General features: G+C 55.7%; 14 protein-coding genes. 11 read left to right on the plus strand and 3 right to left on the minus strand.

Translation table 11 applies throughout. The features are described from left to right. Window positions 1-52 precede the first annotated feature (52 nt). The 7 genes from SADFL11_RS24370 (at window position 53) to arsH (ending at window position 5,072) form a co-directional block, all read left to right on the plus strand. Window positions 53-1,051: a TRAP transporter substrate-binding protein gene (locus tag SADFL11_RS24370; protein WP_008196228.1), complete on the plus strand. Its 999-nt coding sequence runs from the start codon at window positions 53-55 to the stop codon at window positions 1,049-1,051. Between the two features lie 69 nt (window positions 1,052-1,120). Then, window positions 1,121-1,678 carry a TRAP transporter small permease gene (locus tag SADFL11_RS24375; protein ID WP_008189020.1) on the plus strand — a complete coding sequence of 186 codons (558 nt, stop codon included), beginning with the start codon at window positions 1,121-1,123 and terminating at the stop codon, window positions 1,676-1,678. Further along, a complete protein-coding gene (locus tag SADFL11_RS24380; RefSeq protein ID WP_040450868.1) occupies window positions 1,678-2,982 on the plus strand; it encodes a TRAP transporter large permease in 1,305 nt (434 codons plus the stop codon). The genes SADFL11_RS24375 and SADFL11_RS24380 overlap by 1 nt, the downstream gene beginning before the upstream one ends. Window positions 2,983-3,016: 34 nt before the next feature. Then, on the plus strand, window positions 3,017-3,553 hold the full coding sequence (locus tag SADFL11_RS24385) for a winged helix DNA-binding protein (protein WP_008189441.1): 537 nt from the start codon (window positions 3,017-3,019) through the stop codon (window positions 3,551-3,553). An 89-nt stretch (window positions 3,554-3,642) separates the two neighbouring features. Further along, the gene (locus SADFL11_RS24390) at window positions 3,643-3,957 is read left to right on the plus strand and encodes an ArsR/SmtB family transcription factor (RefSeq protein WP_008194405.1); all 315 of its coding nucleotides are present in this window, start codon (window positions 3,643-3,645) and stop codon (window positions 3,955-3,957) included. A 1-nt stretch (window position 3,958) separates the two neighbouring features. Then, window positions 3,959-4,372, plus strand: a complete 414-nt coding sequence (arsC, locus tag SADFL11_RS24395; RefSeq protein WP_008193122.1) for an arsenate reductase (glutaredoxin) — start codon at window positions 3,959-3,961, stop codon at window positions 4,370-4,372. Then, entirely contained in the window at window positions 4,365-5,072 is a 708-nt protein-coding gene (gene arsH / locus SADFL11_RS24400; RefSeq protein ID WP_040450866.1) for an arsenical resistance protein ArsH, read from the plus strand. Before arsC ends, arsH begins: the two co-directional genes overlap by 8 nt. Window positions 5,073-5,082: 10 nt before the next feature. Here the strand turns inward: arsH and SADFL11_RS24405 are convergent, their stop codons facing one another. Then, window positions 5,083-7,227 (minus strand): putative bifunctional diguanylate cyclase/phosphodiesterase, encoded by a 2,145-nt coding sequence (locus SADFL11_RS24405; RefSeq protein WP_134853131.1) that lies wholly within the window; start codon window positions 7,225-7,227, stop codon window positions 5,083-5,085. Window positions 7,228-7,549: 322 nt separating this feature from the next. On the opposite strand from SADFL11_RS24405, the gene SADFL11_RS24410 reads away from it, so the two are divergent. The 3 genes from SADFL11_RS24410 to SADFL11_RS24420 all read left to right on the plus strand — a co-directional run bounded on the left by SADFL11_RS24410 (window position 7,550) and on the right by SADFL11_RS24420 (window position 9,837). Beyond that, a complete protein-coding gene (locus tag SADFL11_RS24410) occupies window positions 7,550-8,242 on the plus strand; it encodes a J domain-containing protein (RefSeq protein ID WP_040450865.1) in 693 nt (230 codons plus the stop codon). Next, the gene (locus SADFL11_RS24415) at window positions 8,239-9,000 is read left to right on the plus strand and encodes an N-acetylmuramoyl-L-alanine amidase (protein ID WP_040452371.1); all 762 of its coding nucleotides are present in this window, start codon (window positions 8,239-8,241) and stop codon (window positions 8,998-9,000) included. The genes SADFL11_RS24410 and SADFL11_RS24415 overlap by 4 nt, the downstream gene beginning before the upstream one ends. Window positions 9,001-9,342: 342 nt before the next feature. Beyond that, window positions 9,343-9,837, plus strand: coding sequence for a lytic transglycosylase domain-containing protein (locus SADFL11_RS24420; RefSeq protein ID WP_008190181.1), 495 nt, complete (start codon window positions 9,343-9,345; stop codon window positions 9,835-9,837). An 80-nt stretch (window positions 9,838-9,917) separates the two neighbouring features. Here the strand turns inward: SADFL11_RS24420 and SADFL11_RS24425 are convergent, their stop codons facing one another. Next, on the minus strand, window positions 9,918-10,580 hold the full coding sequence (locus SADFL11_RS24425; RefSeq protein ID WP_008192638.1) for a pyridoxamine 5'-phosphate oxidase family protein: 663 nt from the start codon (window positions 10,578-10,580) through the stop codon (window positions 9,918-9,920). A gap of 82 nt (window positions 10,581-10,662) precedes the next feature. On the opposite strand from SADFL11_RS24425, the gene pdxR reads away from it, so the two are divergent. Beyond that, complete coding sequence (gene pdxR, locus SADFL11_RS24430) at window positions 10,663-12,132, plus strand: MocR-like pyridoxine biosynthesis transcription factor PdxR (RefSeq protein WP_008189547.1); 1,470 nt, start codon at window positions 10,663-10,665, stop codon at window positions 12,130-12,132. Between the two features lie 19 nt (window positions 12,133-12,151). Here pdxR and SADFL11_RS24435 read toward each other — a convergent pair whose 3' ends face one another. Continuing rightward, window positions 12,152-13,768, minus strand: a complete 1,617-nt coding sequence (locus tag SADFL11_RS24435; RefSeq protein WP_008194243.1) for a Na/Pi cotransporter family protein — start codon at window positions 13,766-13,768, stop codon at window positions 12,152-12,154. Between the last annotated feature and the right edge of the window lie 62 nt (window positions 13,769-13,830).

Here is a 13,830-nt window from a genome sequence, read left to right on the forward strand (position 1 = left end):
TGCTGCCCTGCTCAGGTTCAAGAAACCCCTTTGCTTCTAAGAGGAGAACATCATGTTGAAGTCACGATCCCTGGCAAAGGCCGGGATGACGTTTGCCGCTGCTGCCGCCTTTGGCGTTGCAGGCCTTACTGCCGCTGCTGCCGAAACCAAGTGGGACATGCCGACCCCATATGGTGATAGCAATTTCCACACCCAGAACATTGCAGCGTTCGCCGATGAAGTTGCAGACAAGACTGGCGGCTCACTGACAATTCAACTTCATTCAGCTGGATCGCTTTTCAAGCATCCAGAAATCAAGAACGCGGTCCGTAAGGGCCTGGCACCGATCGGTGAGGTTCTGGTGTCGCGTCTTTCAAACGAAGATGCTGTCTTCGGCGTGGATTCTGTTCCGTTCCTCGCCCCGTCTTATGACCAGGCTTGGAAACTGTATCAGGCGTCCAAACCGGCGCTTGAAGAAAAACTTGCCGAACAGGGCCTTCAGCTCCTCTACACGGTGCCGTGGCCGCCACAGGGCATTTACGCGAAAAACGAAGTGACAAAAGGTTCTGACCTGTCCGGACTGAAATTCCGCGCCTACAATGCGGCGACTGAGCGTCTTGCGATTTTGGCAGACGCCATCCCGACGCAGATTGAAGTGCCGGATATTCCGACCGCATTCTCGACAGGCCGTGTCGAGGCCATGATCACATCCCCGTCCACCGGTGCCAACTCCAAGGCCTGGGACTTCCTGACCCATTATCATGACACGCAGGCCTGGTTGCCGAAGAATATGGTGATCGTCAACAAGTCTGCATTTGACGCGTTGAACGATGCGGAAAAGTCTGCAGTTCTGGAAGCTGCCGCCACGGCTGAAACCCGCGGTTGGGAAGCCTCAAAAGTTGAGACCAAGTCCAAGACTGCAGTTCTTGCCGAAAACGGCATCACCGTTGTCCAGCCGAGCAGCGAACTGATTGCAGATCTTGCCGCAATCGGTGAGACAATGGCCACAGAATGGCAAGAACAGGCCGGCGAAGATGGTACTGCCATCCTGGAAGCCTACAAGGCCAACTAAGACTGGAAAGCGCCGGGCCTGAACTGCCCGGCGTTTTTCTTTCTGCCGCTAAATATTGGGGGAGAGCGGATGCGAAATGCGCTCAATGGATTGTACAAGACGGCAACGGTTTTGGCTGCCTGCTGTCTTGTGACAATTGCTCTACTTGTATCTCTTCAGGTCATGGGGCGGCTGCTGGACGGTGCACGCGGCCTGGTCGGCCTGGAACCACTGGGATTGTTGGTTCCGTCGCTCGCTGAAATCGCCGGTTTCTTTCTCGTCGGCGCATCCTTTCTGGCGCTGGCCGGAACACTGCGCAACGGGGACCATATCCGGGTTTCCATTCTTTTGCAGGGTGTGGGCCCGGCCGTTGCCCGGCTCCTGAATATCTGGGCCCTAGCCGTTGCGTTCGCTCTCGCTGCGTATTTTACCTGGCACGCTTTGGCACTGGTACTGGACAGCTACCGCTACAACGAAGTGTCTTTCGGCATCATTCCGATCCCGCTCATGTTTCCGCAGGCAGTCATGACACTCGGGCTCTTCGTCCTTGCGATTGCGCTGCTGGATGATCTCGTCACATCCTTGACCGGAAAAGCGCCAAGTTATGAAACCGTCGTTCGCGACGACCCGATTGAAGGGAGCGAGTAATGGATTTTTCTCTTCTATCCTTCTTGCTTGGCTTGGGCATGCTGGCCGCGCTTGCCACGGGCATATGGGTGGCGGTTGCGCTGTTCGCCGTCGCTCTTGCTACGATGATGCTGCTGGTCTCTGTTCCAGCCGGGCCGGTCATGGCGACCACAGTCTGGGGCGCGTCTCACCACTGGGACCTCACGGCCTTGCCGATGTTTATCTGGATGGGAGAAATCCTGTTTAGGTCGCGGTTGTCGGAAGACATGTTTGCCGGATTGTCGCCCTGGATGCGGAACCTGCCTGGCCGCCTTTTGCACGTGAACATCCTGGGCTGCGGGATATTTGCGGCTGTGTCAGGCTCTTCCGCCGCAACGGCCGCAACGGTTGGCCGAATGTCTTTGCCGGAGCTGAGAAGCCGTGGCTATGACGAGAAACTGGCGATCGGCACTTTGGCCGGGTCCGCAACCCTTGGCTTGCTTATCCCGCCGTCGATCATTTTGATCGTTTACGGCGCAGCTACCGAGCAGTCGATTGCGCGGCTCTTCATGGCAGGTGTCTTGCCTGGCGCGATGTTGTGTCTTTTGTTCATGGGCTATGTCGCAGTTTGGGCGATGCTGAACCGTGACAAGATGCCGGCCAAGGAAGAAAAGCTTCCGCTCTGGACGCAGATCAAAGCGACGCGGCGCCTCTTCCCGGTTATTGGTCTGATTATTGGCGTCATCGGCTCGATCTATGCTGGTCTTGCCTCGCCAACGGAAGCTGCTGCAATCGGCGTCGTGCTGGCGCTTTTGTTGTCCTGGGTGTCCGGGACCTTGAACCGCAAGAGTTTTGCGGACGGTCTCCTGGGCGCGACACGCACATCCTGCATGATTGCGTTCATTCTTGCGGGTGCGGCCTTCCTGACCGTCGCGATGGGGTACACAGGCATCCCTCGGGAGCTGGCCTCCTGGATCGGCGGAATGGACATGTCACCGTACGTGCTCTTATTCGCGCTGACGATCTTCTTCGTTGTCCTCGGCTGTTTCCTGGACGGGATTTCCGTTGTGGTTCTAACCACATCCGTGATCCTGCCCATGGTGGAGCAGGCTGGCCTTGATCTGATCTGGTTTGGGATTTTCATCGTTCTTGTCGTTGAAATGAGTCAGATCACACCTCCAGTCGGCTTCAACCTGTTTGTTATTCAGGGAATGACGGGGCGCAACATCTTCTCCGTTGCACGTATGGCTTTGCCGTTCTTCCTGTTGATGGTTGTGGCGCTGGTTCTGCTTGTCGCCTTCCCGGGGTTGGCCCTGTGGTTGCCTCAGACGATGTTGAGCAATTAAAAGGGCATTCCAGAACAACTTGAGAGAACGATTAATGACTGAGCGACCGAAACCCAACTCCGATGCCCAAATTGGTCCTGTGGTTTCGGCCGCTCATCTTGCGTCCGGTGCCATGCCGGCCCTCTCGGAAATCGAGTTTGCCGTCACGATGATGGTCAACGCATATCATCGCTGGATGGTCCGTTGTATGGCTGCCAGTGGCTCGGAGGGGCTCGGCCCTCTTGATGTCTTGGTTCTCCACTCGGTCAATCACCGCGGGCGCGCTAAGACACTGTCCGATATTTGTCTGGTCCTGAACATCGAAGACACGCATACGGTGACCTACGCGCTCAAAAAACTTGAGAAAGCCGGACTGATTACCTCTGGTCGGCGCGGCAAGGAAAAAACCGCTGAGATCACCCCCGAGGGTGAGACCGCATGCATGGAATATCGACGCTTGCGGGAGGCGCTCCTGGTCGAGCCCATGAAAGCGCTTGGGCTCGATGAGAGCGAACTCTCCCGGCTTGCCGCAACCCTTCGCCTCGTTTCCGGAAACTACGACCAAGCCGCCCGCGCTGCAGCTGCCATGTAAAAATGGTTCTGCGGCCCCTAAAGCAGTTTTTCGTTTTAATACTGCAATAATTCTTGTAGTATCGAATTATGAGATCAGATGATGCAATTATGGCTCTTGGCGCTCTCGCCCAGGAAGACCGGCTGGCGGCTTTCAGGCTGTTGATGATGGAGGGAGACCAAGGTCTTCCGTCCGGCGCAATCGCAGAGCGCCTCGACGTAGCGCCCACCAGGATGTCCTTCCATCTGGCAACTCTGGAAAAAGCCGGGCTTTTGAACACGCGCCGGGAAGGGCGGCACATCCATTACTCCGTCGACTATCTGAGGATGCGATCCTTGCTTGGATTTCTCATCGAAGACTGTTGCGGCAACAATCCCGATATCTGCTGCTTTCCCATCAGCGCCCCCAATCAGGAAACACACTAAAATGACCATCACAATTTACCACAATCCGAAATGTGGGACGTCCCGGAACACGCTGGAGATGATCCGCAAGGCTGGCGTTGACCCAGTCGTGATCGAGTATTTGAAAACGCCGCCATCCCGCGACGAGCTGGTGAATTTGATCGCAAGAATGGAGATTTCAGTCCGCGATTTGCTCCGCCAGAAGGGGACACCTTTTGATGAACTGGGGCTTGGCGATGAGAAATGGACCGATGACCAGTTGATCGACTTCATGATGGAGCACCCGATCTTGATCAACCGACCTGTCGTCGTGAGCGACAAGGGTGTCCGGCTCTGCAGGCCCTCAGAAAGGGTCGTTGATTTGCTTCCGGTCGATATCGGCGCATTCACAAAGGAAGATGGGGAAGTGGTCAACGCCGGGAGCACAAATGTTTGACGGAAAACCTGAGGACCTCCCGAATGTGAGCTTTGCGGACATCAAGCCCGTAACCGCTGGAAAAGTGGATCAGGCGGCAGCATTCGATCACCCGCCGCGCATACTGCTTCTCTATGGATCTTTACGGGAGCGGTCCTATAGCCGATTGCTGGTTGAAGAAGCTGCCCGCCTGTTGACGGCTTTCGGGGCGGAAACCCGGATCTTCAACCCTTCAGGATTGCCGTTGCCAGATGATGCCGATGCAAGTCATCCCAAAGTGGCTGAACTGCGGGATCTGAGCATTTGGTCGGAGGCTCAGGTGTGGTGTTCGCCCGAACGCCACGGCGCTATGACAGGCATCTTGAAAACTCAAATCGACTGGATCCCGTTGAGCACCGGGGCCGTCCGTCCAACACAAGGCAAAACACTAGCTTTGATGCAAGTCTCGGGTGGGTCCCAGTCTTTCAATGCTGTTAACCAGATGCGGATCCTTGGCCGCTGGATGCGGATGGTCACGATACCGAACCAATCCTCGGTTCCGAAGGCGTATACCCAGTTTGATGATGACGGACGCATGCTGCCATCACCACTCTACGACCGTATTGTGGACGTCATGGAAGAGCTGATGAAGTTCACACTGTTGGTGCGCGGGCGGTCTGACTATTTGGTGGATCGATATTCTGAACGTAAGTCTGATCGGCAGAAACAGGGAGCAGCCTAGCCAAACTGTATCAGGAACCTTGAACAGCGACCGGTGTTCCAAAGGAAGCGTCGGTCGGTAAACTGTTACTGCTTTCCATGTCAGATTTCGCAGATTTGACGAAGGCTTTCTGCGGCCCGCTAGAATTTGTGGCTGGGTCTGAACCCGGTTTTGCAGATTGTGTCGCCCATGTCTTTTTCACTGAGCGAATCTTGGCTGTCATATCGGCTTGAACGGTTTCATGAACCTTTACGTCATCAGGTTTGCCGTACAGATACCCTTGGATCAGATCGCAACCGGCGGCGCGAAGCAAAATGGCTTGCTCTTCGGTTTCAACACCTTCTGCGGTGATGGTGACATTCAAAGACCTGCCAAGACCGACGATTGACGTAACAATTGCATCCGTGCTGGCTTCCTTGCCAAGATCTTGGATGAAGGCCTTGTCGATCTTGATCTTGTCGAACGGGAACAGGCTCAAATAGCTTAGCGATGAGTAACCGGTGCCGAAGTCGTCCATGGCGATTGAAACGCCCATATCGCGGATTTGCCGGAGCGTGTGGACGACGGAATCAGTATTGGAAATGAGCAAGCTCTCAGTGATTTCAATTTCAAGACGTTTCGGGTCCAGGCCTGAGCTCTGAAGGGCGCGCGCCACGCGCTTTTGTATGTCGCCGGCTGCGAACTGGGCAGGGGACATGTTGATTGCTACCCGCCGATTGGAGTTGGGCCACAGCGCAGCTTCCCTGCAAGCTTGCTCCAAGACCCAATTGCCAATGTCTTCGATCAGGCCCGTGTCTTCTGCAATCGGAATGAACGAATCCGGGCGCATCATGCCCTTGGTGGGATGCTCCCAGCGGATCAGTGCTTCATATCCCTTCAATGAGCCATCACTCAGAGCGTATTGAGGCTGATACTTGAGTTTCAACTGATCGAACTTGAGAGCCTTGACCAGACCCTGTTCGATCTCTTTTCGTTTCTGAGCTTCCGCATCCAAGTCCTGTGTGTACCAGCAGAACGTGGACCGACCTTCGTGTTTTGCGCGGTAAAGTGCGAGGTCTGCGCAGTGAAGCAAACGTGAGGAGCGCCAAGATCCATCGGTGGCCCGCGCCAATCCGATGGACAAGGATATTTTGATTTCCCGGCCGTCGATATTGCAGGGCGGATCTGTGGCACTGATCATGTCAGCTGCCAAACGTGCCATGCGGCCAGTATCCGAGACCGAGGTTAGCATGACGGCGAACTCGTCCCCTGACAGACGCGCAACCAGATGCCCGCTGAAGACCGATTTCAAACGGTCCGCAATGATCTGCAGAAAAACATCTCCAATCCCGTGGCCATGGGTGTCATTGATTTCCTTGAACTTGTCCACGTCGATGATCATGACACCGATGTTCGATGCCTTCGCCTGGGCAAAACGGAGCGCTTCACTCAAACGTGCATTGAAGACGGCCCGGTTCGGCAACCCGGTTAACGTGTCATGATGCGCCAGGTACTGAATGTTTTTGCTGGTCTGCAGTTGTTCGCGAAAGCGCATCCAGAGCAGAATGCCGGCGAACAAAAAGGATATGAGACACAAGCCTCCGATTGCCGCACTCACTGAAAAGAGCAGGGGTACAAGGCTTTTCATGATAGTCGCTGTGCTTACCAGGGCAATCAGACTGCGCGAATTCGCATCCTTGGCCGGATACACGATGACTGCTTTGTTCCCGAATTTCCCGACTGTATTCATGTCGGGAATGGCCAGAATTCGAGGTGAACTCAAAGCCGCGACCTTTGCATCTGTCAGGGTCTGCGGCGCCAGGAAGAGGTTTTTCTCCTCCCACTCGGGCGATGCCCAGGCAGCAGACTGCGGCCCTTCGCGGGTTTCCATGGCAGATGGCAAGATGGAAAAGTGAAGGACTCCGGCCGGCGCATGACCGGATTGCAACGAATTCTGTAACGTATCGACTTGTTCGTGATACGCGTTTGATCGCCCATCACTTGTCAACGTCATACGCAGGCCATCGAGGGTCTGCGGCAAGACTGCTGTGTCCCGGACCTCACGCGGCTGTAAGGTGTCGTAGACCGTATCCGCCCACGCAGCATAGGTCTGTTCCAAGCCCTTAACCAGGAGCCAATGGGTCAATAGCCGATTGCTCGCGTAGACGCCTGCAGCCAGAAGCATTACCAGCGACATGGATATCAAAAATATAACAATGTTACTTCTGACAAATGACGTGGCCATTCAGCTCGGCACCATTTCGGATAAACGGTTGCGCTAAAGTAGGGCAAAAGTCTTTAACCATCATGAATCTCATTGTTTTCCAACAATACAGCGAGCTTGCGTCAAAAAGCAGGTTGTTAGGTGATCCCAATGCCTAGAATAGGCAGGGTTTCGAGGCCAGCTAGCCAAAGCCCCGATGTGCAGTTAGAAGGGTTTTGAAGTCGATCCCGGCGATTCCAGCTGCTCCGGGTTTGGGCTGAATGATCGGCAATCGAACCCTCAAGGGAGTTTAAGTGTGAGCGTCTGGAGCAGCATCGGAAGCATAGTCGGTGCGATTGGAACTGGCGGAGCGCAGATTGTTGACAGGCTTGTTCAGCTTGTGTTGGCTCGGCCTGAGGGTGTGAACACAGTCGGTTTCACTGTGGCAATGATTGCGCTTTCAGCAAAAATGGCAAAGGCTGACGGCGTTGTAACTGCCGACGAAGTGATTGCCTTTCGGGAACTCTTCGATGTGCCCCCGAGCGAAGAAAAGAACGTCGCGCGGTTGTTTAATCTCGCTCAGGAAGATATCGCGGGTTTTGACGTTTACGCCAAAAAACTCGCTGACCTCTTCCCTTATGACCGGAAGACACTGCTTGATATTTTGGATGGCCTTTTTCACATTGCCAAAGCTGACGGCGTCGTGCACCAGAGCGAAATAAGCTACCTTTCGGAAGTGGCTAAGGTTTTTGGACTGGATGATCGTGAGTTTTCCAAAGCACTTGCCCGCCATGTCCGCAAAGACGGGGATCCTTACGAAGTCTTGGGAATTGGTGCGCAGGCCAGCGATGCTGAATTGAAAGCTCACTACCGGCGGGAAGTTCAAGAAACCCATCCTGACCGGCTTATTGCCCGCGGAGTTCCGGAGGAATTTGTCCGGATCGCCAATGACCGCCTGGCCGCATTGAATGAGGCATGGGCGCAGATCTGCGCGGAAAGGGGCATATGAGCGTTGCGACTGATACCGGCGTCAAGGCACGCGTTCATCCATCTCCGAACCATGGAGACCGTGCGGCGGAGGCGCCGATTGACATGCTGATCCTGCACTACACTGGCATGCAGACCGGGGAAGAGGCTCTGCAAAGACTGTGCGATCCGCGTTCTGAGGTTTCTGCACATTATGTCGTTCAAGAAGATGGCTCTATTTTGCAATGCGTCCCGGAAGCCCGGCGTGCCTGGCATGCCGGGAAGAGTTTCTGGAAGGGCGAGCGGGACATCAATTCCAGGTCGATCGGCGTTGAGATGGTCAATCCTGGACATGAATTCGGTTATCGGTCCTTCGCCGAGCCTCAAATAGAGGCGGTCATTGCGCTTTGCGCTGATGTGTGTGCCCGGCATCAAATCCATCCGTGGATGGTGCTGGCCCATTCCGACATCGCTCCAAGCCGCAAAGAAGATCCCGGTGAATTGTTCCCTTGGGACAAGCTGGCTGCTGCCGGCGTTGGTCATTACGTGGTGCCAGAACCTATTGGTTCCGGGCTCTTCATGCAGGAGGGTGAAGAAGGCCAACCCGTTGAAGCGTTGCAGTCCATGCTGGCGCTTTATGGATACGAAGTCGACATCAATGGCCGCTTTGACCGCCGCACGAGCGAAGTGGTGACGGCCTTTCAGCGCCACTTCCGCCCCGAGAAAGTTGACGGCGTGGTGGACGCTTCAACAATCGAAACACTTCACAACCTTCTATCCAAGCTGCCGTCTTTGAAATAGGTCTGGCTGAACCAAGTTTCGTGAACGCCCGAGTGGCGCTTTCCTTCCGTTAATCCTTGATGAAAGTGGCGGGCACAATCTGCACAACTGTGCCCCGGTTTGGTCTGCGATGTGTCACAGCTCTGACACAAATTGCAGACTCTTCTGATGTTGCGATGCAAAAATCAGTAAAATTCTGAAACATATTGTAATAATTCGTGATTTTGCAGTGCAAAATTTCGTCCCATAACTCGGCCATTTCTCCGCTCCGAAAACCTTACATCAAAAACCAAACGGGCTGGACGAATGTTACGGTCGATTAAAATAGCTACTGGGGCGCTGTGTGTTTTCGCCCAAACTCTTATGATCCCGGCGCAAGCCATCGCTGCTGATCCGCGGACTGTGCTCAATGAATACGGCGGCAACCGCAGTGTTGCATCGCTTTCCTCAGGCGCCAAATCCACTAAGACGGGAAATCCCCGCAAAGATAAATATGCGTCTCTCATCCGCAAGGCAGCCAAAAAGCACGGCGTGCCGATCAAGATCGCAAAGGCGGTTGTCGAGGTTGAGAGCAACTTCAATTCACGGGCGCGCGGGGCTGCCGGCGAAGTCGGCCTGATGCAAATCAAGCCGGCGACAGCGCGCGGTATGGGCTATCGCGGATCTACAAAGGCGCTCTACCACCCAGAAACCAATCTCGAATGGGGGATGAAATACCTTGCCGGAGCACATGATCGGGCAAATGGCGATCTGTGCGGAACCATTCTGCGCTACAACGCTGGTCACTATGCCAAGCGGATGAACCCGATCAGCCGCCGCTATTGCAAAAAAGTACAGCGGATCCTGGCGTCCAGCTAACTTGTGACAGGGCGGTCACTCGTGGGCATTGAAAACCCCGTTGCAGTCGCAGCGGGGTTCTTCTTTTTTCAGCTTCTTGGTCAGGCAAATTTCTGCCGTGCTGCCAGAATGGAGGCCGGTGGCTCAACGCCGTCCGGTACATCCGCTGCGGCATAGGGTTGGCCGAAACCGGTGGCGACCGGGACTATTCCGGCCCAAATGTCCGTGCCGATATCAATCGGATCGTCGACCGGAGGGCCTGTGCGTACCTTGGTACTCACGTGCTCCACATCGAGAACCAACACACCGGTGGCTTTCAGTTCCTTTTGCAACATCTCGCGGCATTCCGCCCACCGGCCCGGGGCCATGTGATCGGTAATCGCGGCAAGGGCGATGTTCTTTTCTTCAAGATCTTCTACGAGACGCGCGGTCCCATGAACGATCACACACCGGAAGTTCATGGAGTGATGGAAAGCGGACCGGCCAAACACCAGGCCGTCCAACAGGGTTACCTCGAGGCTTGCAGGGACACCGGCCTTGTTGTCCTTGATAATCCGGGTGGTGCTGGCCCCATGAATGTAGAGCTTGTCGCCGATGCGTGCGTAGACCATCGGGATAACCATCGGGCGGCCTTCATGGATGAAGCCGCAATGCGCGACCAGACCGGCATCCAGAATTTCGTTTGCCAGTTCCTTGTCATACCCGCCGCGATTCATTTGCCGGATTTTGGCGTAGGGGGGCAGGTCGGGTTTTTCGTGTTTCATCGTGTTCTTCTCGGATCGCGTTCTTGTGTATGCCGGTTATGATCGATAATCTGGCTCCATAGAAAGGTCCGGTTTTGAAAAAATGAAAGTACCAGAACTGCTCGAAGGTGTCTGTGACCTGGACCGGTCATCGTCTGTTCCACTAAGCCAGCAGATTTACAGAGCGTTGCGCGAGGCGGTCGGGCAGGGGCGCTTGAAAGCGGGCATGCGTTTGCCATCGTCCCGCAGTTTTGCGCAGCAGCAAGGTATCTCGCGGAACACGGTCAACACGGCCTATGAGCTGTTAAAGGCAGAAGGGATCGTAGAGGTGAGCGTAGGCGTTGCGCCAGTGATTGTTGGCGGCACCTTACCTGAAGGCGCCAAAATACAAAGCGTCAACACTGTGCCTCCGCGCGGACTTTCCAAACGGGGGAACCAGCTCGCGAGGAACCTGCGTGGCGACAGCTGGGGTCAGCGCCATGAAGCGCTGCAGCCGGGTGCGCCTGCATTGGATATCTTTCCCTATGAAAACTGGGCACGTTGTTTGCGCAGAGCTGTGAGAACGGTTCGGTCAACCGATCTGCTCTATCAGCATCCATCAGGCTATCCTCCGTTGAAAGCGATCCTTGCGGATTATCTTGCAAGTGAGCGCGGTGTCCGTGCCACACCGGACCAGATCCTGATCGTTCCATCAATGCAGGCGGCGCTCGCGGGCATTTCCCAGGCACTCTCGGATCCTGGCGATACAGCTTGGATTGAGGATCCGGGCTATATGGGCGCGCGGACGGCCTTTCATGGGGCAGGATTGAATATCCGGGGTTTGCCGGTGGATGAGTATGGGGTCCTGCCGGATGGCCTCCAGAAGGACAGCCCACACCCGAGGCTGATTTACGTCACACCGTCCCATCAGTATCCGTTCGGGGCCCGGTTGCCGCTCGCCCGGCGGCTCGCCTTGATCGAGAACGCTTCCCGAATGGGCGCGACAATTCTCGAAGACGATTACGACAGCGAGTTTCTGTTCGAAGGCCGCCCGGTTGCCGCTCTTCAAGGGCTCGCAGGTGGTGGAGAGGTGATCTATCTCGGCACCTTCTCAAAGAGCCTGTTGCCTGGGCTGCGGGTGTCTTATGCCGTTGTGCCGGAGGACCTTTGTGGTCCGTTAGCCGGAGTTTTCCGGAACATGGGGCAACTGGCCAATGTGCATGCCCAGATCGCGCTCGCCGACTTCATCGACAGCGGACATTACCGGGCGCACCTGAAACGTATCCGGTCCGTCTACCAGCAACGGGGCAACGACCTTGTCGCGGCGCTTAAAGAAGTGCTGGGCAATGCAGTGTCAGTCGAGCCGCCGCTCGGCAACGTGCAGGTGACTGTCCGCTTTAACGAAGACTTGGATGATCGGAATGTTGCGCGCGGCATGCAAGCCCGCCGTTTTTCCGTGTCACCGTTGTCCGTCTGTTATCTGGACGCAGCACCTGAGCCTGGATTGATTATCGGATTTGCCGGGGCAACGGAGGATCAAATTCGCGGCGGTGTTCGGGCTCTCTCCGACCTGTTGAGCGCGCGCCTAAACTGAAGCCTGATCGGATATGTGGTCAGGTTTGGTCCAACTCCATCTCCATCTCAAGACGCGCTTCGGTCTTGGGAGCTTCGCTGTTCCTTCCGTCCACGAGATGCACCGAGATCCGCCATAAATGGTAGGTTGTACGATGCAGCCAGCGGATGCTGTCGACGCGGGCGATGGCCTCTTCCAGACCAACCTGATCGTTGGCGGCCTGGTTCAAGGTATTTTCCCGGGTCAGCCGGCGTTCTTCTCTAAATGCTTGCCGAAGCGCATCAAACTCAGTGGGAAGGGCAGGGCTACCGTCAGCCTCAACGAAACGTCCCGCAAGGCCGGAAAGTTGATGCCCGAACCGAGTGAGGTGCTCTGTTGTTTGGATCGTCTCGATCCGGTCGCTCTGGCGGAGCCGGTCGGTCAGCCGGTCCATATGGTCGAGTGCGTGCAAAAGGTGAATGTGGTCTGCATTGGCAGCGGGATCGTCCGGCCCTGTTTTGATGCGATCCAAATAGGACCGGAGGGATGTGTTCGTCTGCTCAAATGCATCAGGGGAAACGAGTGGGATTCCTTCTGGCTTTGCCCGAAGTACATCTGAGACTGCTCCGAAAAGCAGTTTTGCCTGATCTTGCACGGCTGCGCGCGCTGCATCCAAAGCGGCTTGCGGATATTTTAAGAGGCGATCGTCCAACCGCTCGGCCGGGTCTGCTCCCTTGGACGGGATCAGCCATATGATCAAACGTGCGAAATGCTTTGTAACGCCAACGACGGCCAGTACTCCGATTAGGTTAAACACGGTGTGAAAGCCGACCAGCGCAATCTGGGGGTCAAGGTGCGGCCCGGCAGCCGCGTAGAGCCAGCCGAGCGGAACAAGGAGGCAAAACGCTATCAAACCGGTCATCAGATTATAAACGACATGCGCAAACCCTGTGCGGCGGGATGCAACCGATCCGCCGACGGTTGCAAGCGCTGCAGTCGCTGTTGTTCCAACGTCCATACCAATGACAAGAGCCGCAGCCTGCGGGAAGGAAATTGCTCCAACCGTCAGGGCTGCCAGTGCTGTTGCAACACCGGCGCTTGAGGATTGGGTGATGAGCGTGATCACCACTCCGATCAGAACCAGTTGAAGCCGGCCAAGGAACGTATCGCCGGGAAAATCATCCGGAGTGATCCGGCCCTCCAGAATAGAAAAGCCCTGCGTCAATGTATCTATGCCGACGAACAGGAGGCCAAACCCGGCGATCGCCAGGCCGAACGGTTGCCAGCGGCCGCGGCCGAACAGTTGCAAAAGAACACCAAAAAAGATCAACGGCTGGGCCAGCAGGCCGATCTTGAGTTTGAAGCCGAGGAGGGCGACCATCCAGCCCGTAATCGTCGTGCCGATGTTTGCCCCGAAAATGACCCCAAGGGCCTGCGGAAATGTCATCAATCCCGCACTGACGAAACCGACTGTCGCGACAGTGGTTGCGCTGGACGACTGTAACAAGGCTGTTGCCAATGCGCCGGAAAGGGCACCGGTTGCGGGTGTTCTGGTTGAATTTTGAATGTACTGGCGGAGCCGGTTTCCCGCGAGCTGCCGCAATCCCCGGGTCATAAGGTGCATGCCCAGCAGAAACAGGCCGAGCCCACCAAAGATTGTTATTACGGATTGGATCATGTCCCGAATTTAGGAGCAACTCGAGCCGATCGACATCTGAAGTTATACCTACACGTCCTGCG

This window comes from Roseibium alexandrii DFL-11, assembly GCF_000158095.2.
GTDB classification, from domain to species: Bacteria; Pseudomonadota; Alphaproteobacteria; order Rhizobiales; family Stappiaceae; genus Roseibium; species Roseibium alexandrii.

Bases quoted from the DNA above. Each gene is read 5' to 3' on its own strand.
- arsC (WP_008193122.1), top strand. From the start codon at position 3,959: ATGACCATCACAATTTACCACAATCCGAAATGTGGGACGTCCCGGAAC.
- SADFL11_RS24385 (WP_008189441.1), top strand. From the start codon at position 3,017: ATGACTGAGCGACCGAAACCCAACTCCGATGCCCAAATTGGTCCTGTG.
- SADFL11_RS24380 (WP_040450868.1), top strand. From the start codon at position 1,678: ATGGATTTTTCTCTTCTATCCTTCTTGCTTGGCTTGGGCATGCTGGCC.
- SADFL11_RS24435 (WP_008194243.1), bottom strand. From the start codon at position 13,768: ATGATCCAATCCGTAATAACAATCTTTGGTGGGCTCGGCCTGTTTCTG.
- arsH (WP_040450866.1), top strand. From the start codon at position 4,365: ATGTTTGACGGAAAACCTGAGGACCTCCCGAATGTGAGCTTTGCGGAC.
- SADFL11_RS24390 (WP_008194405.1), top strand. From the start codon at position 3,643: ATGGCTCTTGGCGCTCTCGCCCAGGAAGACCGGCTGGCGGCTTTCAGG.
- SADFL11_RS24370 (WP_008196228.1), top strand. From the start codon at position 53: ATGTTGAAGTCACGATCCCTGGCAAAGGCCGGGATGACGTTTGCCGCT.
- SADFL11_RS24375 (WP_008189020.1), top strand. From the start codon at position 1,121: ATGCGAAATGCGCTCAATGGATTGTACAAGACGGCAACGGTTTTGGCT.
- SADFL11_RS24405 (WP_134853131.1), bottom strand. From the start codon at position 7,227: ATGTCGCTGGTAATGCTTCTGGCTGCAGGCGTCTACGCGAGCAATCGG.
- SADFL11_RS24425 (WP_008192638.1), bottom strand. From the start codon at position 10,580: ATGAAACACGAAAAACCCGACCTGCCCCCCTACGCCAAAATCCGGCAA.
- SADFL11_RS24420 (WP_008190181.1), top strand. From the start codon at position 9,343: ATGATCCCGGCGCAAGCCATCGCTGCTGATCCGCGGACTGTGCTCAAT.
- SADFL11_RS24415 (WP_040452371.1), top strand. From the start codon at position 8,239: ATGAGCGTTGCGACTGATACCGGCGTCAAGGCACGCGTTCATCCATCT.
- pdxR (WP_008189547.1), top strand. From the start codon at position 10,663: ATGAAAGTACCAGAACTGCTCGAAGGTGTCTGTGACCTGGACCGGTCA.